Origin of the sequence: Klebsiella sp. CN_Kp097 (assembly GCF_040064495.1) — a bacterium.
Classification (GTDB): domain Bacteria; phylum Pseudomonadota; class Gammaproteobacteria; order Enterobacterales; family Enterobacteriaceae; genus Klebsiella; species Klebsiella aerogenes.
Genome location: NZ_JBEAIL010000003.1, coordinates 261,031 through 284,580 on the forward strand (window position 1 = coordinate 261,031; position 23,550 = coordinate 284,580).

18 protein-coding genes are annotated in these 23,550 nt (G+C 55.2%); 15 read left to right on the top strand and 3 right to left on the bottom strand.

Annotation, left to right across the window (positions count from 1 at the left end; genetic code table 11):
• Window positions 1–11: 11 nt before the first annotated feature.
• Both ABLV07_RS05460 and ABLV07_RS05465 read right to left on the bottom strand, forming a co-directional pair.
• Complete coding sequence (locus tag ABLV07_RS05460) at window positions 12–1,745, bottom strand: alpha,alpha-trehalase (RefSeq protein ID WP_020078488.1); 1,734 nt, start codon at window positions 1,743–1,745, stop codon at window positions 12–14.
• Between the two features lie 123 nt (window positions 1,746–1,868).
• Window positions 1,869–2,639: a helix-turn-helix transcriptional regulator gene (locus ABLV07_RS05465; RefSeq protein WP_157195261.1), complete on the bottom strand. Its 771-nt coding sequence runs from the start codon at window positions 2,637–2,639 to the stop codon at window positions 1,869–1,871.
• 91 nt (window positions 2,640–2,730) lie between these two features.
• Here ABLV07_RS05465 and ABLV07_RS05470 point away from each other — a divergent pair, with 91 nt between their 5' ends.
• The 7 genes from ABLV07_RS05470 to tdcG all read left to right on the top strand — a co-directional run bounded on the left by ABLV07_RS05470 (window position 2,731) and on the right by tdcG (window position 12,851).
• Window positions 2,731–3,867 (top strand): MFS transporter, encoded by a 1,137-nt coding sequence (locus ABLV07_RS05470; RefSeq protein ID WP_348853577.1) that lies wholly within the window; start codon window positions 2,731–2,733, stop codon window positions 3,865–3,867.
• 592 nt (window positions 3,868–4,459) lie between these two features.
• Window positions 4,460–5,398, top strand: coding sequence for a transcriptional regulator TdcA (tdcA, locus tag ABLV07_RS05475; RefSeq protein ID WP_015366078.1), 939 nt, complete (start codon window positions 4,460–4,462; stop codon window positions 5,396–5,398).
• Window positions 5,399–5,492: 94 nt separating this feature from the next.
• On the top strand, window positions 5,493–6,482 hold the full coding sequence (tdcB, locus tag ABLV07_RS05480) for a bifunctional threonine ammonia-lyase/L-serine ammonia-lyase TdcB (protein ID WP_015366079.1): 990 nt from the start codon (window positions 5,493–5,495) through the stop codon (window positions 6,480–6,482).
• 21 nt (window positions 6,483–6,503) lie between these two features.
• Window positions 6,504–7,835: a threonine/serine transporter TdcC gene (gene tdcC / locus ABLV07_RS05485; protein ID WP_020078491.1), complete on the top strand. Its 1,332-nt coding sequence runs from the start codon at window positions 6,504–6,506 to the stop codon at window positions 7,833–7,835.
• A gap of 28 nt (window positions 7,836–7,863) precedes the next feature.
• On the top strand, window positions 7,864–9,072 hold the full coding sequence (gene tdcD, locus ABLV07_RS05490) for a propionate kinase (RefSeq protein ID WP_047053816.1): 1,209 nt from the start codon (window positions 7,864–7,866) through the stop codon (window positions 9,070–9,072).
• Window positions 9,073–9,105: 33 nt separating this feature from the next.
• Window positions 9,106–11,400, top strand: coding sequence for a formate C-acetyltransferase (gene pflB / locus ABLV07_RS05495; RefSeq protein ID WP_032714792.1), 2,295 nt, complete (start codon window positions 9,106–9,108; stop codon window positions 11,398–11,400).
• An 86-nt stretch (window positions 11,401–11,486) separates the two neighbouring features.
• On the top strand, window positions 11,487–12,851 hold the full coding sequence (gene tdcG, locus ABLV07_RS05500) for an L-serine ammonia-lyase (protein ID WP_045360631.1): 1,365 nt from the start codon (window positions 11,487–11,489) through the stop codon (window positions 12,849–12,851).
• Window positions 12,852–12,855: 4 nt separating this feature from the next.
• Here tdcG and ABLV07_RS05505 read toward each other — a convergent pair whose 3' ends face one another.
• Window positions 12,856–13,542 carry an RluA family pseudouridine synthase gene (locus ABLV07_RS05505; protein ID WP_032714788.1) on the bottom strand — a complete coding sequence of 229 codons (687 nt, stop codon included), beginning with the start codon at window positions 13,540–13,542 and terminating at the stop codon, window positions 12,856–12,858.
• A 191-nt stretch (window positions 13,543–13,733) separates the two neighbouring features.
• Here ABLV07_RS05505 and ABLV07_RS05510 point away from each other — a divergent pair, with 191 nt between their 5' ends.
• The 8 genes from ABLV07_RS05510 (at window position 13,734) to vgrG (ending at window position 23,534) form a co-directional block, all read left to right on the top strand.
• Entirely contained in the window at window positions 13,734–14,522 is a 789-nt protein-coding gene (locus ABLV07_RS05510) for an ABC transporter ATP-binding protein (protein WP_045360633.1), read from the top strand.
• Window positions 14,523–14,537: 15 nt separating this feature from the next.
• Window positions 14,538–15,494, top strand: a complete 957-nt coding sequence (locus tag ABLV07_RS05515; protein WP_020078496.1) for an ABC transporter substrate-binding protein — start codon at window positions 14,538–14,540, stop codon at window positions 15,492–15,494.
• 8 nt (window positions 15,495–15,502) lie between these two features.
• Window positions 15,503–16,498: an iron ABC transporter permease gene (locus tag ABLV07_RS05520; protein WP_157195265.1), complete on the top strand. Its 996-nt coding sequence runs from the start codon at window positions 15,503–15,505 to the stop codon at window positions 16,496–16,498.
• A 478-nt stretch (window positions 16,499–16,976) separates the two neighbouring features.
• Window positions 16,977–17,255 carry a hypothetical protein gene (locus ABLV07_RS05525; protein ID WP_348853578.1) on the top strand — a complete coding sequence of 93 codons (279 nt, stop codon included), beginning with the start codon at window positions 16,977–16,979 and terminating at the stop codon, window positions 17,253–17,255.
• 15 nt (window positions 17,256–17,270) lie between these two features.
• Window positions 17,271–18,614: a type VI secretion system baseplate subunit TssK gene (tssK, locus tag ABLV07_RS05530; RefSeq protein ID WP_058675512.1), complete on the top strand. Its 1,344-nt coding sequence runs from the start codon at window positions 17,271–17,273 to the stop codon at window positions 18,612–18,614.
• Entirely contained in the window at window positions 18,611–19,276 is a 666-nt protein-coding gene (tssL, locus tag ABLV07_RS05535) for a type VI secretion system protein TssL, short form (protein ID WP_047048643.1), read from the top strand. The genes tssK and tssL overlap by 4 nt, the downstream gene beginning before the upstream one ends.
• A complete protein-coding gene (locus ABLV07_RS05540; protein ID WP_157195266.1) occupies window positions 19,273–20,955 on the top strand; it encodes an OmpA family protein in 1,683 nt (560 codons plus the stop codon). The genes tssL and ABLV07_RS05540 overlap by 4 nt, the downstream gene beginning before the upstream one ends.
• 200 nt (window positions 20,956–21,155) lie before the next feature.
• Window positions 21,156–23,534, top strand: coding sequence for a type VI secretion system Vgr family protein (gene vgrG / locus ABLV07_RS05545; protein WP_042893464.1), 2,379 nt, complete (start codon window positions 21,156–21,158; stop codon window positions 23,532–23,534).
• Window positions 23,535–23,550 lie beyond the last annotated feature (16 nt).

The following is a 23,550-nucleotide window of genomic DNA, read 5'->3' on the forward strand; positions in this document are numbered from 1 at the left end:
GCGCAGGGGGATTACTGGGCTTTTTTCTCCGCAGCCGCCACGGCATCGTTCGCGGCTGGCTGTTGGCCGGTGGCGCTTTCTGTCTGCGTCGGCGGGGTCGCCGGCAGGGCATCGCACGGTTTTTCCTGCGGGCAAACCAGGTCGAGCATCTTTAACGTCACGCCATTGGTCCAGCCAAAGCCGTCCTGCAGCGGGTATTCACCGCCGCCGCCGCCGGTACCCGTTGAACTCACGTCATATTTCTCTACCAGCTTCTGCTTGCTGTCATAGGTGTGCTGGACGTTGCTGAGGAAGCGCCAGGTGACCTCCATGGCCACCTTTTTCTGACCGTAGTTCTGCAGGCCTTCCACCGCCACCCACTGCAGCGGCGCCCAGCCGTTTGGCGCGTCCCATTGCTGGCCGCTATTGACCGTGGTCGTGGTGAGGCCGCCGGGCTTCAGCAGGCGGCTTTCGGCGGCGGCGGCGACTTTCGCGGCGCGTTCGCTGGAGGCCGCTTTGACGTACAGCGGGAACAGCGCCGCGGCGGTCAGCTGATTACGGACTTTATGGCTCTTCAGATCGTAATCGGCATACCAGCCTTCTTTATCGTTCCACAGATATTTTTCCAGCGCTTTCTGACGGGCGTTCGCCAGCGCATCGTACTGTCCGGCTTTGGCGCTGTCGCCAGCGGCCTTACTGGCGCGGGCGATGGTTTTTTCCATGTGGAACATCAGCGCATTGAGATCGACAGGAAGGATGCTGGTGGTGCGGATAGTCCCCAGTTGCTGCGGATTATCCATCCAGCGAGAGCTGAAGTCCCATCCGGAAGCCGCGGCGGAACGTAGGTCGCGATAGATTTCGGTGGCCGGGCGGTTAGGATTGTTTTTGGCGGTGGTGACATCGTCCAGCCAGGACTCCGGGCGCGGCGTATCGTTATCATCCCAGTAGCGGTTAAGCAGCGCGCCATCTTCCATACGCACCACGCGTTTATTGGCTTTGCCGGGCGTTAGCGCATCGGCGCCTTCCATCCAATAGCGATACTCTTTTTCCATCTGCGGCAGCCAGGTCTTCAGCGCCCGATCGCCATCGTGGCTGGCCAGCAGCTCAACCATAAAGGAGAAGAACGGCGGCTGCGAACGGCTCAGATAGTAGCTGCGGTTGCCGTTTGGAATATGGCCCCAGCGGTCTATTTCGGCAGCGAAGTTGGCCACCATGTCTTCCACTTTATCCCAGTGCCCGCTTTCGGCGAGGCCCAGCATGGTGAAATAACTATCCCAGTAATAAACCTCGCGGAAGCGTCCACCGGGTACCACATAAGGTTTCGGCAGCGGCAGCAGCGAATCCCATTTCTCGACCTCGACGGTGCTGCGGGTTAAAACTGGCCATAGCCCATCGATGTGTTGACGCAGGGTTTGTCCTTTCGGCGGCACGTATTGATCGTTATCACGCGGCAGGGTGAAGTTGATCTCAACGAAATGGCGCAGATCGAAGCTGGCCTGGCTTTTTTGCATTCGATAGTCGGCAAGGATCATCAGCGGATCGCTGTTCGGTACCGCATCAGCGAAGGTTTTTTGGTCAGGGAATAGTTTCGCGCTCTGCACGTCGTTAAACAGCGGGCCTAATAGTTCATCAGGCGATTGCGGTACCGGGGAGGTGTTGTCATCTGCCTGCGCGGCGAATGTCGCCAGGCTTAATATTGCGCCTCCCAGTGCCAGTTGAATAAGGTAGGTCAGGGTTTCCGGGCGACGTAGAACCGATCTCGTCATCGATAATTCTCCATTTTTGCGTTTTGCTGACTTCGCGCCACTGCGAACGGCCATCAGAAAACCTTAGCCGAATATCGGCCGCTTCGCGTGTTGGAGTTAACATTTTGACCGAAAACAGACTATTTACCTGGGGATGTATTGTCCGGGGGGCTTGCCGGTCTGGCTGCGGAAAAAGTAGATAAAGGCGCTATCGCTGGCAAACTCCAGCGCCTGGGCGACATCCGTAATGCGTTGACCGCTGGCCAATAGCTCAACGGCTTTCATCAGCCGCCACTGTTGGCGCCACTGCTGATATGACATGCCGGTTTCACGTTGAAACAGGCGGCTGATGGTCTTTTCTCCGGCGCCGCATTGCGCCGCCAGTTGCTGAAGCTGCGGCGGTTGCCCATGGCCGTTGAGATGGCGCAGACGTTTATCCTGCGGCAGCGTTAGCATCATCGGCTCATGTTTTGCCGCGCCGATTTCCGCCACGCAGAGCGCCGCCAGGTGCCGGGCCGGGCCCTGTTGCCAGTCAGTATCCCACGGGCTGGCGCTAATGCGTTCGAGCAACTCGCGCAGCAGCGGGGTAACGTTGAGGATGGCCGGGGCGGCGGGTAACTCGGGATAATGCGTATTGGCGAACCACACCGAACGGTAATCAACGATGTGCTGCATTTGGGCGCGGTGCGTCACGCCTGCGGGGATCCACGCCGCGCGGGTCGGCGGTAACATACACAATAGCGCGCCATCATTTAGCGTCAGCCGGATACAACCCTGACGGGTAAATAACATCTGCCCCATTTGATGACGATGCAGACCGTCGTCATGATCGCCGTTAAGCGTGGATTGTACGCCAATCAGCGGCGCACTGAGCGTATCAGGGTCAAAGGATGCATCCGCGCTGAGCCATGCCATAATGTCTGATTCTCGATGTTAAATGTCATTATATTTATAATCGCCGTTTTTGCCGCTCCCTACAATGGCGCCTTTGACGAGGGAGGTGGATATGTTAAGTCGTTCGTCGATGGCGCTGGTTACCGCATTACTCATGTTTCCGCAAATCGCGGAGACGATCTATAGCCCGGCGCTGACTGATATCAGCGCACATTTTTCCGTTAGCGCCACCGATGCGGCGCAGACGCTGGCGGTCTATTTTATCGGCTTTGCCGTCGGCGTGCTGTTCTGGGGCTGGTTCAGCGACCGGCGCGGGCGGCGGCCGGCGTTATTGCTCGGTCTGGCGGTGTATACCGCAGGTTGTATGCTGGCGCTGGCGGCGCCAGATTTTAGCGTACTGCTGGCGGCTCGTATCGTGGCGGCTTTCGGCGCGGCAATCGGGTCGGTGGTTGGGCAAACGGTGCTGCGGGATGCGTTTGATGGCCGGAGGTTGGCGGCGATCTTTTCTTTTGTCGGCATGGCGCTGGCTATCAGCCCGGCAATTGGCGTTTATCTTGGCGGCGTGCTGACGGCCTGGCGCGGAATGAACGGCGTCTTCGGCGCACTGGCGTTGCTGGCGGCGGCGCTGTTGCTGCTGTGCGCGGTGATCATGCCGGAAACCCGGCCGCCGCGAACGGGGGATCAGGCGCTCTGGCCGTTAATGCTGCGCATGCTGGCGGATGCGAAAATCCGTTTTGCGGTGGCGCTGGTGGCGGCATTGAATATCGGTTTGTTCAGCTATTACAGCCAGGGACCTTTCCTTTTTGCCCGCCTGGGACTGGATGCGCGGACCTTTGGCTATAGCGGCATGGCGCTGGCGGCAGGGGCGTTGGTTGGCGCGCAGGGCAATCGTTTGTTGCTGCGACGTGGAGCAGGGCAGCGGCCTATTTTTATCTGTGCCGGTCTGCTGTTATTGCTCGCCAGCGCAGGCGTATGCCTGTTAGCGGATTCATGGTTCTTTTTGCTGCCGATGATCGCAGTGGCGACAGCCTATGCCATGGCGATCCCCGTAGTGCTGGGAACGGCGCTTAGCGACTACGCTGATTGTCGTGGTAGCGCCGGAGCGCTGTTCGGCCTGACCTATTATTTGGTTATCGGCTTGGGGCTGGCATTGGTGGGGTGGGGGCAATCGCTCGGCGTCGCGTTGGCAATCTGTGCGGTGATTTGCGCGTTAACCGGTTGGTGTTATCTGCGATACATTGATGATTAGTTTCTGGATTTGTGATGTTTAGCACAAATCACTATTTATCAGGTTTGTGAGTGGATGAAAAATCGATATTGATTTTAATCAAGGAATTACCTGCTATAAAATAGCTAAAAAATGAGGTTAAAATAATGTTGTAAATGATAATTCATTGTTTGTTTTTGTTTTCAACTTAATTAATTAAATATATCTTTACATACAAATAACGTGAAAAATTGTGACCTCATCCCGTAATAAATCGAAATAAATACAGTTTTCTCATTTTATTTGATTGTTTACACCTGAGTTTTAATCAAGAATTAATGTGAAATATCTCCTTTTATTGCTTGAAAATTACCCTTTCCCTGCTCGCATTTAGCTTAAAAATTAACCTTTTTTATCCCCATAAATATTTTTTATCCCCTCATATTTCTTTGACTAAAATCATGCTTAATTTCATGTTTTTGTTTTTATCTTATTGATTTTAATTATTTTATTTTGTTTCATGGATGAGGTTGATTATAGGTGAAAGTGCTTTGTGAGTGGTCTCACACAACCATCGGATCATCATTTGATACACTTTCCGCCGTCAACAAAGTCATTAACGTGGATAACCAATATGAATACTATTCCGCTCCCTAAAACTCAGCACCTGGTTGTATTCCAGGAGGTGATCAGAAGTGGTTCGATTGGTTCGGCAGCGAAAGAGTTAGGATTAACTCAACCTGCAGTCAGTAAAACGATTAATGATATTGAAGACTATTTCGGCACTGAGCTTATTGTCCGTAAAAATACCGGTGTTACGTTGACGGAGGCCGGACAGGTGCTGTTGAGCTGGTCGGAGTCGATTACCCGCGAAATGAAAAATATGGTTAACGAAATGAACAGCATGACCTGCAGTACCGTCGTTGACGTCTCTTTCGGTTTCCCGTCGCTGATCGGCTTCACTTTTATGTCGGATATGATCCATAAATTCAAAAAGTTATTTCCCAAAGCACAGGTCTCGATGTACGAAGCGCAGCTTTCATCGTTCCTGCCGGCGATTCGCGATGGCCGTCTCGATTTCGCCATCGGCACGTTGAGCGATGAGATGAAGCTGCACGATCTGCATGTCGAACCGCTATTTGAATCGGAGTTCGTGCTGGTGGCCAGCAAATCGCGAACGCGCAGCGGCAGTGCCACGCTGGCATCGTTACAGCACGAACAGTGGGTATTGCCGCAAACTAATATGGGTTACTACAGTGAACTCCTCGCCACGCTTCAACGCAGCGGCATCAACAATGAAAACATCGTTAAAACAGACTCTGTCGTTACTATTTATAATCTTGTTCTCAATGCTGATTTCCTGACGGTTATTCCTTGTGATATGACCGCACCTTTTGGCTCTAATCAATTTATTACCATTCCTGTCGAGGATGCGTTACCGGTGGCGCATTATGCTGCGGTGTGGTCGAAAAATTATCGCATTAAAAGCGCGGCCTCGGCGTTAGTTGAATTAGCGAAAGAATATTCAGCCCATAGCGGCTGCCGACGACGACAATTAATTACCGTGGACTAATTGTCTTTTTATATTAATTGAAACTTAAGCTGCGATCTGTTTATCAATCGCTGCCCATTAACGCTATTTTTTAATTCCAGGTTAAGAGGTTCTCATGCATATTACATACGATCTTCCAGTTGCTATTGAAGATATCCTCGAAGCGAAAAAAAGATTGGCAGGTAAAATATATAAAACGGGGATGCCGCGCTCAAATTATTTCAGTGAACGATGCAAAGGCGAAATCTTCCTTAAGTTTGAAAATATGCAGCGCACCGGTTCTTTTAAAATTCGCGGCGCGTTTAATAAACTCAGCTCGCTGACCGATGCCGAAAAGCGCAAAGGCGTGGTGGCGTGTTCCGCCGGTAACCATGCGCAGGGCGTTTCGCTCTCCTGCGCTATGCTTGGTATTGACGGCAAAGTGGTGATGCCGAAAGGCGCGCCAAAATCGAAAGTGGCCGCCACCTGCGACTATTCGGCGGAAGTAGTGCTACATGGCGATAACTTTAACGACACCATCGCCAAAGTCAGCGAAATTGTCGAAATGGAAGGGCGGATATTTATTCCACCATACGACGATCCGAAAGTGATAGCCGGCCAGGGGACTATTGGTCTCGAGATCATGGAGGATTTATATGATGTCGATAACGTTATTGTGCCGATTGGCGGCGGCGGTTTAATTGCCGGCATCGCGGTGGCGATTAAATCGATTAACCCGACTATTCGTATTATTGGCGTACAGTCGGAAAACGTTCACGGCATGGCGGCCTCGTATTACGCCGGAGAAATTACCAATCATCGCACTAATGCCACCCTTGCTGACGGTTGCGACGTTTCTCGTCCGGGAAATATTACCTATCAGATCGTTCGTGAATTAGTCGACGATATTGTGCTGGTCAGCGAAGACGAAATTCGCAACAGTATGGTCGCACTTATTCAACGCAATAAAGTGATTACCGAAGGGGCCGGGGCGTTAGCCTGTGCCGCATTATTAAGCGGTAAGCTGGACAGCTATATCCAGAACCGAAAAACCGTCAGCATTATTTCCGGCGGTAATATCGACCTGTCTCGCGTATCGCAAATTACTGGTTTAGTTGACGCTTAATCTTTTTGATGAGGATAGGATATGAGTACTACAGATAGCATTGTATCCAGCCAGACAAAAGAGTCGTCCTGGCGCAAATCGGACACCACCTGGACCCTGGGCTTATTCGGCACCGCCATTGGCGCCGGGGTATTATTCTTCCCGATCCGCGCCGGCTTCGGCGGCCTGATCCCCATCTTACTGATGTTAGTGCTGGCCTACCCGATCGCCTTCTATTGCCACCGGGCGCTGGCGCGGCTGTGCCTTTCCGGCTCAAATCCTTCCGGCAACATCACCGAAACGGTAGAGGAGCACTTTGGTAAAACCGGCGGGGTGGTGATTACCTTCCTTTATTTCTTTGCGATTTGCCCGCTGCTGTGGATTTACGGCGTGACAATCACTAATACCTTTATGACCTTCTGGGAAAACCAGCTGCAGTTGCCGGCGCTGAACCGCGGTTTTGTCGCGCTGTTCCTGCTGCTGCTAATGGCGTTCGTCATCTGGTTCGGTAAAGACCTGATGGTGAAAGTGATGAGCTATCTGGTATGGCCATTTATCGCCAGCCTGGTGCTGATTTCGCTGTCGCTGATCCCTTACTGGAACTCCGCGGTTATCGATCAGGTCAATTTAAGCGAGATTTCGCTAACCGGTCACGATGGCATTCTGGTTACCGTCTGGTTGGGTATTTCGATTATGGTGTTCTCGTTTAACTTCTCGCCTATTGTCTCTTCATTCGTGGTTTCCAAGCGCGAAGAGTATGAAAAAGAGTTTGGTCGCGAGTTCACCGAGCGCAAATGTTCTCAGATTATCTCTCGCGCCAGCATGCTGATGGTGGCCGTGGTAATGTTCTTTGCCTTCAGCTGCCTGTTTACTCTGTCGCCGCAGAATATGGCCGATGCCAAGGCGCAGAATATCCCGGTGCTCTCATACCTGGCGAACCACTTCGCCTCGCTGTCCGGCACCAAATCCACCTTTGCCACGGTGCTTGAATATGGCGCGTCAATCATTGCGCTGGTGGCGATTTTCAAATCCTTCTTCGGCCACTATCTCGGCACGCTGGAAGGCCTGAACGGTCTGGTGCTGAAGTTTGGCTACAAAGGCGATAAAACCCGCGTTTCCAGCGGCAAGCTCAACACCATCAGCATGATCTTTATCATGGGCTCAACGTGGATTGTCGCCTACGCCAACCCGAACATTCTCGATCTGATTGAAGCGATGGGCGCGCCGATTATTGCCTCACTGCTGTGCCTGCTGCCGATGTACGCCATTCGTAAAGCGCCATCGTTGGCTAAATATCGCGGCCGCCTGGACAACGTCTTCGTCACGGTAATCGGTCTGCTGACCATTCTGAACATCGTTTACAAACTGTTTTAATTAAGCTCAGGACGAGCGGAGTGATGACATGAATGAATATCCGGTAGTACTGGTCATTAACTGCGGCTCGTCTTCAATTAAATTTTCAGTACTTGATGCCGCCAGCTGTGAAGTATTAATGGCTGGTATTGCAGATGGCATTAATTCTGAAAATGCGTTCCTGTCAATAAATGGTGGAGAGCCGGCTAAGCTGGCTCACCGCAGCTATGAGGGCGCATTGAAGGCGATCGCATTTGAATTAGAAAAACGAGATTTAATGGATAGCGTGGCGTTAATTGGCCACCGTATCGCGCACGGCGGCAGCATATTTACCGAATCGGCGATCATTACCGATGAGGTTATCGATAATATTCGCCAGGTGTCGCCGCTGGCGCCGCTACATAATTACGCCAATCTCAGCGGTATTGAATCAGCGCAGCAGTTATTCCCCGGCGTACTGCAGGTGGCGGTGTTTGATACCAGCTTTCATCAGACGCTGGCGCCAGAGGCATTTCTTTACGGCCTGCCGTGGGACTATTACCAGCGATTGGGCGTGCGTCGCTATGGTTTCCACGGCACCTCGCACCGTTATGTGGCTCAGCGCGCGCTGGCGCTGCTTGATTTACCCGAGCAGGATAGCGGGCTGGTCATTGCTCATCTTGGCAACGGCGCGTCGATTTGCGCGGTACGCAACGGCCACAGCGCGGACACCTCGATGGGCATGACGCCGTTGGAAGGTTTGATGATGGGCACCCGCAGCGGGGATGTCGATTTTGGCGCGATGGCGTGGATTGCCGGCGAAACTAACCAGACGCTCAGCGATCTGGAACGCGTGGTGAATAAGGAGTCCGGATTGTTGGGGATATCCGGATTGTCATCCGACCTGCGGGTGCTGGAAAAAGCCTGGCATGAGGGGCATGAACGCGCGCGGTTGGCGATTAAAACCTTTGTGCATCGTATTGCCCGCCACATTGCCGGCCATGCCGCCTCGCTACGCCGCCTTGACGCGATTATTTTTACCGGCGGCATCGGCGAAAATTCGGTATTAATCCGCCAACTGGTGATTGAGCATTTAGCGGTATTCGGCGTCAGCCTGAACGATGCGTTAAATAAACAACCCAACTCCGCCGGTGAACGTATTATTTCTTCCCGCGAGGCTCGAGTGATATCTGCAGTCATACCCACCAATGAAGAGAAGATGATTGCGCTCGATGCCATTCATTTAGGCAAAATTAATGCATCCCTGGAATTTGCTTAATTACGTTGTTGTCCTGTAGAGAGATTATTTTTCATGAAGGTAAATATCGATACCAGCGATATGCTGTACGCCGAAGCATGGCACGGATTTAACGGTACGGACTGGAAAGAAGAAATTAATGTCCGTGACTTTATTCAGCACAACTATACGCCATATACCGGGGATGAATCGTTCCTCGCACAGGCGACGCCGGCGACAACCGCGCTGTGGGAAAAAGTGATGGCCGGCATTCGCGTAGAGAACGCCACCCACGCGCCGGTTGATTTTGATACCAATATCGCCACCACCATTACCGCTCACGATGCCGGCTATATCGACCAGGCGCTGGAGAAAATTGTCGGTCTGCAAACGGAAAAACCGCTCAAGCGCGCGCTACATCCGTTTGGCGGCATTAACATGATTAAAAGCTCGTTTGATGCCTATGGCCGGGAAATGGATAGCCAGTTTGAATATCTGTTTAGCGAGCTGCGTAAAACCCACAATCAGGGGGTATTTGACGCCTATTCGCCCGATATGCTGCGCTGCCGTAAATCCGGCGTGCTGACTGGTCTGCCGGACGGCTATGGCCGCGGGCGTATTATTGGCGATTACCGCCGGGTGGCGCTATACGGCATCCGCTATCTGGTGCGGGAACGTGAGCTGCAGTTTGCCGATCTGCAGGCAACGCTTGAGCGCGGGCAGGATCTGGAAGCCACTATTCGTCTGCGTGAAGAGCTGGCGGAGCACCGCCGCGCGCTGCTGCAAATGCAGGAGATGGCGGCGAAATATGGCTGTGATATCTCCCGCCCGGCGCGCAACGCCCAGGAAGCGGTACAGTGGTTGTACTTCGCCTATCTGGCGGCGGTGAAATCGCAAAACGGCGGCGCGATGTCGCTGGGGCGCACCGCCTCTTTCCTCGATATCTATATCGAGCGCGACTTCCACGCCGGGATCCTCAATGAACAACAGGCCCAGGAGCTGATCGACCACTTCATTATGAAGATCCGCATGGTGCGTTTCCTGCGTACGCCGGAATTCGACACGCTGTTCTCCGGCGATCCCATCTGGGCAACCGAAGTGATTGGTGGGATGGGGCTGGATGGCCGCACGCTGGTGACTAAAAACTCTTTCCGCTATCTGCATACGCTGCACACCATGGGCCCGGCGCCGGAACCTAACCTTACCGTATTGTGGTCTGAAGCGCTGCCCATTGCCTTTAAGAAATACGCCGCCCAGGTCTCGATCGTCACTTCCTCGCTACAGTATGAAAACGATGACCTGATGCGCGCCGATTTCAACAGTGATGATTACGCCATTGCCTGCTGCGTCAGCCCGATGGTCATCGGCAAACAGATGCAGTTCTTCGGCGCGCGCGCCAACCTCGCCAAAACGCTGCTGTACGCAATCAATGGCGGGGTGGATGAGAAACTCAAAATCCAGGTCGGGCCGAAAATGGCGCCGCTGATGGACGACGTGCTGGATTACGACAAAGTGATGGCCAGCCTCGATCATTTTATGGATTGGCTGGCGGTGCAGTACATCAGCGCGCTGAACATCATTCATTACATGCATGATAAATACAGTTATGAAGCTTCGCTGATGGCGCTGCACGACCGCGATGTATACCGCACCATGGCCTGCGGGATTGCCGGTCTGTCGGTGGCGGCGGATTCGCTTTCGGCTATTAAGCACGCGAAGGTGAAACCCATCCGTGACGACAGCGGCCTGGCGATCGATTTCGAGATTGAAGGCGATTATCCGCAGTACGGCAATAACGATCGGCGCGTCGATAGTATCGCCTGCGATCTCGTTGAACGCTTTATGAAGAAAATTAAAGTGTTGCCGACCTACCGTAACGCGGTGCCGACGCAGTCGATCCTGACGATTACCTCAAACGTGGTGTACGGCCAGAAAACCGGTAATACCCCGGATGGCCGCCGCGCCGGTACGCCGTTTGCGCCGGGGGCAAATCCAATGCATGGCCGCGATCGTAAAGGGGCGGTCGCTTCGTTGACTTCCGTGGCTAAGTTGCCGTTCGCCTACGCGAAGGACGGGATCTCTTATACCTTCTCGATTGTCCCGGCGGCGTTAGGCAAAGAGGCGAGCGTCCGGCAAACCAACCTCGTCGGTCTGCTTGATGGCTACTTCCACCACGAAGAACGAATCGAGGGCGGCCAGCATCTGAACGTCAACGTGATGAACCGCGAGATGCTACTGGACGCCATAGCTCATCCGGAAAATTATCCGAACCTGACCATCCGCGTCTCTGGCTATGCGGTGCGCTTTAATGCGCTGACCCATGAACAGCAGCAGGATGTCATTTCGCGAACCTTCACCCAGGCGCTGTAACGCAACGGGGCGACGATCATGGTCGCCCCATTTTTTTCGTGGCTATGAAACCTGGTCTTCACTACACGGTAAACCGAGGTGTGAATATGATTAGCGCTTTCGATATTTTCAAAATTGGTATTGGCCCTTCGAGCTCCCATACGGTGGGGCCGATGAATGCAGGAAAAAGTTTTATCACCGAGCTGGCGACCCGCGGCAACCTGACGCAGACTACGCGCATTGTCGTCGATCTGTACGGTTCGCTATCGCTGACCGGCAAAGGACACGCGACCGATGTCGCCATCATCATGGGGCTGGCGGGAAATAGTCCGCAGGATGTCGATATTGACGCCATCCCGGGATTTATTCAGCGGGTGACAGAGAGCGGCCGTCTGCCGGTGGCGAAGGGGAGCCGACAGGTCGATTTCCCGCTGCCGGAGAGCATCGTATTTCATGATAGCGCGCTGGCACGCCATGAGAACGGTATGCGCATCAGCGCCTGGGATCATCAGCAGCCGCTACTCAGTAAAACCTATTACTCAATTGGCGGCGGGTTTATCGTTGAGGAGGCATGTTTTGGCCAGACTCACGATGTTGCAACGCCGGTCCCCTTTGATTTCCGCTCCGCCCATCAACTGCTTCAGCTGTGCGAGCACAATGGCCTTTCCATCTCTGGCCTGATGATGCAAAACGAGCTGGCGCTGCGCGATAAGGGACAAATCGAGGCCGGTTTCGCCGCCATTTACGCGGTGATGCATAACGGTATTGAGCGGGGAATGAATACCGAGGGCGTGCTGCCGGGGCCGCTCAACGTACCGCGCAGAGCGGCTGCGCTGCGCCGACAGCTGGTGGCCAGCGACAGCCTTTCCCGCGACCCGATGAACGTTATCGACTGGATCAATATGTTCGCGCTGGCGGTGAGCGAAGAGAACGCCGCCGGTGGCCGGGTCGTCACTGCGCCGACCAATGGCGCATGCGGGATTATTCCGGCGGTTCTGGCCTATTACGACAAGTTTCGCCGCCCGGTCAATGCCAACTCGATAGCCCGCTATCTGCTGGCTGCGGCGGCTATCGGTTCACTGTATAAGATGAATGCCTCTATATCTGGCGCAGAAGTTGGCTGTCAGGGCGAAATTGGCGTGGCCTGCTCTATGGCGGCGGCAGGGCTGACAGAACTGCTTGGCGGCAGCCCGGCGCAGGTATGCAATGCCGCGGAAATTGCGATGGAACATAACCTCGGTCTGACCTGCGATCCGGTGGCCGGACAGGTGCAAATTCCCTGCATCGAACGCAATGCCATCAATGCGGTGAAGGCGGTAAACGCCGCGCGGATGGCGCTCCGTCGTACCAGCGAGCCGCGGGTCTGTCTCGACAAGGTTATTGAGACGATGTATGAAACCGGCAAAGATATGAACGATAAATATCGCGAAACCTCGCGCGGCGGGCTGGCGATAAAAGTGATTTGCGCCTGACGAATCAGAAAGGACTGGGCTGGCGCGCCGCTATCGCTTTACCGCTGACCGGATGATGAAAATGCAGTTCACTGGCGTGGAGCATCAGGCGTGAGGCCTGATGCTCCGCCAGCCCTCCGTAGAGATCGCAGCCGAGAATCGGATAGCCGAGATGCTGGCAGTGGATGCGTAGCTGATGGGTGCGTCCGGTTTCCGGCAGCAGCCGTACGCGCGCTACCGCCAGCGAACCACTGGCTATCGGCAACCATTCCCGTGATAGCACCTGATAGCGCGAGCGCGCCGGTTTACCATTACGCACGCTAATCGCCATGCGCGGAAACAGCTCCGGATCTTTAGCAATCGGCGCGTCTATCACCCCTTCATCTTCCGCAGGATGCCCGCACAACAGGGCGTGATAGACCTTGCTTACCGCCCGCTGGCTGAACTGCTGACACAGCGCGGCGTTGATCGTTTTGTTACGCGCGACCACCATCAGCCCGGACGTCCCGAAATCGAGCCGATGTACCAGCGTGCACCCAGGAAAATCCTGCACCAGGCGATGATGAACTGAATCCAGGTTCTGCGGGTTCTTGCCCGACAGGCTGAGCAGACCGCTGGGTTTGTCGATCAACAACAAATGCGCGTCCTCGTAGAGGATCTTAATCTGCGCGGAACAAGGTGGGGCGATAAAGGTATCAATGACGGTGGACATGGGCAGGCGCTGCATAAGGGTGAGGGGGGATGATAGCGAATCTCTGTCCGGAAGGCGACCTGGGAGTGTACGCTCCGGAACTGAAGACCTTTTTTAAAGTATTGCGATAACAAATTATGCAACCCCCTTTGCAGAGACGAGCTGGCTGTGGTACATAGTTGTTATGTTATAACATAATAAAATCGATAAGTATGCTTAAGAGTGATACTGAAATACTTAGCATCAAGGGGCTGAGTCTGACTGTCAAAAAGGGGACGGTAATACTTGACGGTATTCATTTCTCACTCCGAGCCGGGGAAAAGTTGGCGGTTATTGGACCTAACGGCAGCGGTAAGTCGAGCCTATTAAGAGCCATTATTGGTGAAGTCAATCCGGATAAAGGAACGCTGTACTGGCAGGGGTGTCCACTACGGCATCTGTCGCCACAAGCGCGCGCGCGGAATATTGCCTTCCTGTCGCAAAACGATATCCCCGATTTACGCCTGACGGTGGAAGAGTATGTTCAATTGGGCCGTTTACCGTATCGCGAATCACCGTCCTCGGCGCAGGGACAGCGCATCGTGGATAGCGTTATTAGTGATACGGGTCTGCAGCCTTTACGCCATCGCCCGCTGGGCAACCTCTCCGGTGGTCAGCGTCAGCGCGCCGCGCTTGCCCGCGCGCTGGCGCAATCCCCCGAATTGCTATTGCTGGATGAGCCGACCAATCACCTCGATCCGCTGGCGAGAAGCGAGTTGCTTACCCTGGTAAAGCGCACAGAGGTGGCGGTGATTGCGGTGTTACACGATCTTGCCGCGGCTGAAGCCTTTGCCGACCGAATGCTGGTTATCCACCACGGCAAGCAGGTGATTTGCGACGTACCCGAGGCTGCGCTGCACCCCAGCGTAAGCTATCCGGTTTTTGGCATGACCAGTTTTCGCGTGGCGCATCCCGTGAGCGGTAAAGCGCTGCGCATTTTTGAAGTTCCTCATCACGCTTAATGACCTCGAGTAAATATGAACAGACTTTTAACTATTTTATGGCTGCTGTTAAGTAGCCCGTTCGCGTTAGCGAATCCATTTCCCGTTACCGTGGACAGCTGCGGTAAACCCATCACCTTTAATCAACCCCCACAGCGTGCGGTAATTAACGATCTTAATATGGCGGAAATGGCCTTTGCGCTCGATCTCCAGGATCGGATTGTGGGGCTAACCGGCATCACCGGCTGGTATAAACTAACACCACAGTTCAAAGCAGCGATGGGGGCCATCCCCGAGCTGGCGCCTAAATACCCGTCGCTGGAAACGCTGCTGGCGGTCCGGCCGGACTTTTTCTTCGCCGGCTGGAACTACGGCATGAAAATTGGCGGCGATGTGACGCCGCAGACGCTGGCGCCATATGGAATTAACACGCTGGTATTGAGTGAAAGTTGCGTACAGGCCGGCGGGCGCGGGAAGAAAGCCGATATGAGTTTGCTTTACAACGATGAACTCAAGTTGGGCAAGATTTTTGGCAAGCAACAACAGGCAGAAGCGCTGGTGGAAGGGTGGAAACGTCGGCTGGCGAACCTGCCTGTCAGGGCAGCGAATACACCGCCGCAGCGGGTCTTTGTCTATGACTCCGGCGAGGATAAACCCTTTACCAGCGGCAAGTACGGGATGCCGACGGCCATTATCGAGGCGGCCGGGGGACGCAACGTGATGGATACTCTGGACGCGAACTGGACCACGACGAGCTGGGAGGCGGTGGCGGCCAGCGAACCACAGGTGATTATTCTGCTCGATTACCAAACCGGCACGGGAACCGCGGCGCTGCAGCGTGTACTCGAATCTCATCCCCTGATGAAACAGACGCCCGCCGTCCGGCAGCAGCGTTATCTTAAGCTACAGTATGCTGAATTGACTCCGGGTCCGGCGAATATTGCGGCGGTTGAGAAGCTGGCGCACCTCTTATATGCCACGGACGTGAAATGAGGCCGTCAATGCAACGTTTTGTTCTATGGACGGCGCTGGCATCCGTCGTTTTATGCGGCATGATGATAGCGAGTCTGCAGTGGGGAAGTGTGGAACTCTCGTGGCGACAGGTGCTATCCGCGTTGGGCCTGGCATCCGCTCCCGTTGCCGAAATAGTGAAAACTATCGTCATTGACTTACGCCTACCGCGAGTCCTGCTGGCGGCGCTAACCGGCGCGGGGCTGGCGATCGTCGGCTTGCTCTTACAGACCACCACACGCAACGAACTGGCCGATCCGTTTTTGTTTGGCCTGTCTTCAGGCGCTTCCGCCGGCGCGGTGCTGGTGATCACCCGCTTCGGCGATGTACTGGGGCCACTCACGCTGCCGGGCTCGGCTTTCGTCGGCGGGATATTATCCGCGCTGGCGGTGATGATATTGTTTCGCGTCAACCAGCTAAGGCGAGCGGAACAGTTAATCATCTGTGGCCTGGCGGTGTCGTTTCTTTTCAGCGCGCTGACCAGCTATCTGGTCTTTTCCGGCGACCAACGGGCGGCTGGTTCGTTGCTATTCTGGTCATTGGGCGGTCTGGGACTGGCGCGATGGGACAACCTGTTCATTCCCTTATTGAGCCTGGTGTTGTTGAGCGGATTTACCCTGCGCCGCTGGCGGGCGCTGGATGCGCTGTTGGCGGGGGAGCAGACGGCCTGCTCGCTTGGCGTCGAGGTTGAGCGGTTGAGAAGCGAAACCTTCCTCTGCTGCGCGTTGGCTACCGCTTTGCTGGTTTCTATAACCGGGGTTATTGGTTTCGTCGGCCTGATGGTGCCTTATCTGGCGCGTCGGGCCGTTGGCGTCAGGCATCGAATGGCCGTGCCGATGTGCGGTTTGCTTGGCGCGATATTGCTCACTGGCGGCGATATACTCAGCCGAAGCCTGATAGCGAATCAAGAATTACCGATTGGTATTATCACTGCCGGGCTTGGCGGCGCGTTTATTGTCGGGTTGCTGATGCGGGCAACAGGATAAGCCGAGTCAAGGGAAAAAAAGAGATTGACCCATTATTGCGCGCAAATAATGGGTTCTATTATTTATATGAATATTACTTGCCGGTAATAAAATCATTCTCCACTGTAGAAGGGAGATTTCTCCTGCTAGTGCGCTTTCAGACGAGGTAGAGTGTTTGTAAATAATTCGCCAAAAATATAATTGTGGCAAAAAGCCTTTCAGGCCAATATTGCTGCGGCCTGGCGATAAGTGATGATTTATATCAATGCAATAGGCATCATTGGCGCATGCCCCGTCCGTTAGTAAGTTTCTGGTTTAATTTACTGCGAAAAGCACCTATTGCAACGCAATATATTGTCATATTGCAATTGTCAGTTGCTTTGTTTTTTATTCTCGCGGTGAATATTCTTGATATCAATCTAAATATAGTTCATTAATCTGGGTGGTTAACTAAAATCAGCGATTCATTCTGAAACGGTTCGGATATATAAGGAATGTAATGAACGACGCCTTTCCGGGTGAGCGACTCAGTGCCCGTATTCATTCACAATTGGCACTGTATAACGAAATTGAACAGAGGGTTGTCGAGCTGTTGCTTAAATCCCTGAGCGTGAGTCGTTTCAGTAATATTAAAACCCATCCACTAATCATTCAAGAAAAAATAAATATCAATAATAATAATTCAACTTTTCTCTTTCGAAATACCGTTCGCCAATCAGTTAGCTTGGTGAAATTAAATATCGGGTTGATGAACACTTTATTGAAGAAACAAGAGTAACGCACAGGAGGTGCGATGAAGACATTACGACCACTGTGGGGCAGGGGTCAGATGATCTCCCCACAACATTTTCAACAGCAGGTGAATCAGGCGGCCTGGCAAAGCGAATGTATCGCCCGTCTGGGGGTGATGAATCCCTGGGGGATCATCCGCGTCGAATTTGACGCCGCATTGCTAAAACAGGGGAAGCTGAAGGCCAGCCACCTCTATATACGCTTTCCTGATGGAACGCTTATCGACAGCGATAACGCTGATGCGCTGCCTGAGGTCATGGTGTTGCCGCAAGCGGAAAGCCGCGAATTAACGGTGGTGCTGGCGCTGCCTCATGAGCATGAAAACGGCGGCAACTGCCTGCAGATGGAACAACGCGCAGAGCGGCCGGTACGTTGGCGTTTGGCCTGGCGAGAAGTACGCAACAGATATGGCGAAGACAGTCGACAAATTGCGGTGATGCTTGCGCAACTGACGCTGCGCACAGCGGATGACAATAACGGCGATTATCAAACCGTCGCCGTCGCCAGATTACGTCGCGACAGTCAGGATTGCTGGTCGTTGGATGAGGACTTTATCCCGCCGCTGCTGAAAGTGTTGGCCAGCCGCTGGCTGCACGAACAAACGGAACAGCTGACGAATCAACTGGGCACGCGCCTGCAACGCCTGATGGCCATGCGTCGGGAAAGCAACGCCAGGATGGCGGATTTTGCGGTAGCGGATGTATCGCTGTTTTGGCTGCTGAACGCGCTTAACAGCGCGGAGCCGGTGTTGAACCATTTCCTGCGCCATCCGCAGGTACATCCGGAACGGCTGTATGAAGCGCTGGCCAGCCTGGCGGGCAGCCTGTTGACCTTCTCCCTTGACCATACCACGGCGGATATTCCGCCCTATCGCCATCAGGCGTTGACAGAAGTCTTTCCACCGCTGTTCAAATTACTCGGCGTACTGCTCGAAGCCAGCCTGCCATCCCGGGTTGTGGCGATTGAAATGACGCACGATGACCGGCGTAAACGCTGGCATGCCCGTCTGCACGATCCAAGGTTGCGCGAAGAGGCCGATTTTTATCTCTCGGTGCGTTCCGCGCTACCTGCGGCGCAACTGCTGGAGCAGTTTCCGCAACAGTGTAAAGCCGGTAGCCCCGATGAGGTTGACCGGGTGGTCAACGGTTCGCAGCCCGGCATTCCGCTGAAAGCCATGAGTCATGTTCCCGCCGCTATCCCGCTGCGCCTGGAGAATCAGTATTTCACCCTTGATATGACTCATCCGGCGGCGCAGGCGATGCTGGCGGAAGGGAGTTGCGTCTTTTACGTGCCCGGCCTGCTGGGCGACCCTGAACTCGAACTCTATGCGGTGCTGCGCTCATGACCCAGGATATCAATATTGATGCTCTGCTGGCGGATAGCTGGCTAACGGTGACGGAACTGCGCCTTGGCGCCAAACTGGCCGAGGGGGAGGGGAAACATCTCTGGCAGCGTTGTGTAGACAACATTGAACAGGTGATGGCGCAGCTGGTGACCGCTGATATCAGCGAGGCGAACCGTCAGCATATCCTCTATGCGTGGTGTGCGCTGCTGGATGAAACCGCGAAAGGGCGCAATGAGGAAGATGACGCCTGTATCGCCTGGTACGATCGGCCGCTTGAGGTTAAATATTTTGGCGGCATGGAAGCCGGAGATGCGCTCTATGAGCGCATCCGCCAGGTGCTGCGCGAGCCGGCGCCGGATAACCTCGTTCTGACTTGTTTCCATCGGGTGCTGGCGCTGGGGTTTAAGGGGCGGTATGGCCTCAATGATCCGGCGCGCGCAGCGCTCGTCAGCGCGCTTGGCGAGCGGGTACCGCCGTTTGCGGGCGATCCTCAGCAGCCGATTCTGGCGAATCTATCCGGCCGCCGCGGTCTGGCAGACTGGCTGCGCCGTTGGCCGATTAGTATTGGCGTGTCGCTGGTGCTGGTGGCCGCGTTGTGGTTGGGGTTGAACTACTGGCTGGACGGCCTGGTCGCGGCGTTGCGACTGGGAGGCGGACAATGAGCGCGGGCTATCCGCGCCTGCTCTGGCTGTGGGGCGGGCTGCTGGCGGTGTTGATGATCCTGCTGTTTCTGCCGTTATCCACCGGCGGCCGGGTGCTGGCTGTTGGGTTGACGGCGGCGGGCGTAGCGGCCGGGCTGGTCTACGTCGGGCGCCAACAACGTGAGCGACCTGCGGATGCCGACTGGCTGGTTGAGCTACCGTCGGCGCCGTATCGACTGCCGATTGTGCTGGTCTGCGGCGACACGGCGGACTGGCCGGGAGAAGGAGCGGTTTACCGTACGGCTCAGGGGTGCTGGCTGAGAGTCGCCACCGCCGCGTTGCAACAGACGGCGCGTTATGTGCGCAATGAGCGCCCGGCGCTCATTGCGCAACTGGCGGTGATGTTCTGCATGCAGCCGCAACAACATGATGATGACGCGGCGCTGGCGGCGCGGCTACGCGAGTTGCGCTGGCAGCTTGCCCAGGTGCGGGGCGATACCCGTCGGGCGATACCGTTACTGCTGAACAGCTCTCTGTCCGGCGCATCGCTGGAACCGTTATGGCAGACAGCGCGTGCCGGAGAGACGTTGCAGGTGTGGCTGCCTGACGGCGTGCCGTGCAGCAGCGCAAGCTGGTTGATGCAGGCTGATGGCGCTCATCGCCTGGCGGCACAGCTTAGGATAAATGCGCTTGCCCGCTTTACGCAGCAGATGGCGTTAAACGTACTGGCGGCGGCAAGCGACGATGTTCCCCCGATCGCTCCGGCGGTCGTACTGTATCATTTCACGCCAGCCGGGGCGCCTGCCATGGCGGATAATCTATGGCAGCGTTGGCTGTCTGAGCATACTTCCCTCAACTCACTACCGGGCTGGTTACCGGAAATTGCTGCAGAAACGCGGAAACTGCCGGATTTCATTTTGCCGATACTGCCGCAGGGCGGCGGCACCACGCCGAAAAGCCGTGCTCTGCGGCGGGCATTCTGTCTGTTCACCCTCGCGGCCCTGATTGCGCTGTGCTGCAGCGCATGGAACAACCAGCAACTCCTCCAGCGGGTTGGCTTTGATGTTCAGCGCTATGAACGGACGGTGATGGACGACCATGCCGCAAAAGCCCGCGCCGTACAGATTTTGCGTCAGGATGCGGCGCAACTGGATGCCTTCGCGCGTGATGGCGCGCCGCTGGCGCTGGGCCTTGGGCTCTATCGCGGCGAGCGTCTGCGTCAGCCGGTACTGGCAGCGATTCGTTCCTACGTCCCTCCGCCTCCACCGCCGAAAGCGGTAGAAAAAATCGTACCGAAAATTGTCCGTCTTGACAGCATGTCGCTATTCGACACCGGCAAGTGGACGCTTAAACCGGGGTCCACCAAGCTGCTGGTGAACTCGCTGGTGGGGATCAAAGCCAGGCCCGGTTGGCTAATCGTCATCGCCGGACATACCGACAGCGTAGGCGATGATAAATCCAACCAGACACTCTCCCTGAAGCGTGCCGAATCGGTGCGTAACTGGATGCGCGATACCGGCGACGTGCCGGAAAGCTGTTTTGCGGTGCAGGGTTATGGCGAAAGCCGTCCGGTCGCCAGCAACGATGCGCAGCAAGGCCGGGCGCTGAACCGCCGGGTCGAAATTAGCCTGGTGCCGCAGCCCGACGCCTGTCAGGTTTCGACGAACTCCGCTTCAACTTCGGCGGATGGCGCTTTCTAAACCGACCATCTCATGACTCTTCGTACGGACAGGTTTTCCTGTCCGTCGTTTTTGTTGCCGGGTACCGGGGTCAACACAATCTGCCCAACCTTGTGCGCTTTTGGGCTCCTTATCAACAGGAAACAGCGACGGGCGGTAGCGTGGTCGAAGGCGACGGAAGGGAGATAAAGAGAATGGCGTTTGATACAGGAAAATAAATCATGAGTGACATAAAGCCTCTGTTGTTCAACCACAGCCATCATCTGTTACAGGTGCATGGTTGTAACTCGTTGCTGGACGTTCTGTGCTTTGAAGGCGAGGAAAACTTAAGCGAGCCTTTCCGCTATACCATTGAATTTACCAGCAGCGATAAAGCTATCACCCCGCAGCAGATGTTGCTGCAAAACGCCTCGCTGACCTTGCAGGCGCCGGTTGACCAGGGATTTGGCATTAAGATCCAGCAACCGGTGCGCGTTCTTCAGGGAGTGATCACCTCTTTTGAACGGCTTTCCACCGCAAAAGAGGAAACGCGCTACGCCTTGACGTTACAGCCGCGTCTGGCGCTACTGTCGAAGAGCCATCAGAACCGTATTTATCAGGATATGTCGGCGCCGCAGATTGTGGAGCACATTCTCAGAACCCGTCACCAGATGCGCGGGGAAGATTTTGTCTTTCAACTGGCGCATGAATATCCGCGCCGTGAACAGGTGATGCAGTACGGTGAGGACGATCTGACCTTTATCTCCCGCCTGTTGGGTGAAGTGGGGATCTGGTTTCGCTTTACCGCCGATACCCGGCTGAATATTGATGTGGCGGAGTTCTACGATGACCAGCAACACTACGAGACGGGACTGTCGTTGCCTTCGGTCGCTCCCTCCGGGCAGCATGACGGCGGGAACGAATCGGTGTGGGACTTACAGAGCCGACACCACGTGGTTGAGCGTTCGGTCTTTACTCGTGACTATAACTACCGTAACGCGCCAGAGGATATGAATCTCAACGTCAATGTCAGCCGTGGCGATAGCACCACCTATGGTGAAGCCTATCACTGGGCGGACAACTATCTGACGCCGGGTAATCGCTTCCAGCATACTCCGGACCCGGAGAGCGGGGCCTTTTATGCCCGTATTCGTCATGAGCGTTATCTCAACCAGCAGACGCGGCTGAGTGGGGAAACCAACTGCGCGGCGCTGGCTCCCGGCCAGCAGCTAAAAGTGAGCGGCGGCGAAGAGGTGACGGACGTCTGGCGCCAGGGGGTGGCGATCGCTGCGATTCACTGTCGCGCCCGTCGCGACCGCAGCTTCGTCATGACGTTTCAGGCTATTCCCTGCGTAGAGACTTACTGCTTTCGCCCGGCGGTCATCAGCAAACCCAGAATGGCCGGGACGCTGCCGGCGCGCGTCACCAGCACCAAAATCAACGATCTCTATGGCCATATCGATCGCGACGGACGTTATCGGGTGAACTTATTGTTCGATCGCGATCGCTGGCAGCCGGGGGAGGAAAGCCTGTGGGTGCGCCAGGCGCGCCCTTACGCCGGTGAAACCTTTGGCCTGCATCTGCCGTTGTTAGCGGGCACCGAAGTGGCGATCGCTTTTGAGCAGGGGGATCCCGATAGGCCCTATATTGCCGGCGCGCTGCACGACTCCACGCACCAGGACCACGTGACGCTCTACAACTACAAGCGTAACGTGCTGCGCACGCCGGCGAACAACAAGATTCGCCTCGATGATACACGGGGTAAAGAGCACGTTAAGGTCAGCACCGAATATGGCGGCAAGAGCCAGCTCAACCTCGGCCATCTGGTGGATCATCAGAACACGCCGCGCGGTGAGGGATTTGAGTTACGCACCGATAGCTACGGCGCGATCCGCGGCGGGAAGGGAATATTTATTACCGCCGATGAACAGCTGAAAGCGATGGGCGCGACCGTGGAAATGGATCCCGCGAGTCAATTGCTCGGCAGTGCCGTTGTTCAGCTCAATGACTGGCAGGAGATAGCCCGCACCCACTACAACACCCCGCCGGATGTCAGCACGTTAAAGCAGTTCGTCGGCAAAGCCGTCAACCTGGCGAGCCCCGTCCTGCTGATGAGCGCGCCGAAAGGCATCGGCATCGTGACGGCGGAAACGACGCTGCTACAGAGTGGTAAAGGGTTGTACCTGCAAAGCGCCAGCGATATTGCGCTGGCCAGCGGCAACCGGCTGTCGGTGAATAGCAAAAACGCAATCTCGCTGCTGTCCCACCGGGAAGGGATGCGCATGGTATCGGTGAAAGGACCGCTGGAGATAGAGTCGCACGGCGACACACTGGCGCTCACTTCACTGAAGGATATTACCGTTCAGTCAACGCAGGGACATCTGCAGCTTACCGCCAAAAATGGCATCACCCTGGGCTGCGGCGGCGGCTACATTCGCCTGACGCCGCAGGGAGAAATTCATCTTCACAGCCCGAGTCTGCTCAGTTTTAAAGGCACGCATAAGATGCAGGGGCCGGCCGGCGAGACGTTTCCGCTTCCCGATCTTCCCACATCGATATGTAAAGACTGCCTGATTCGTGCGCAAGAACTGGCTCAGGCTTTTGTGCCACGTGCCGCCTGACAATCGCTCATTGATA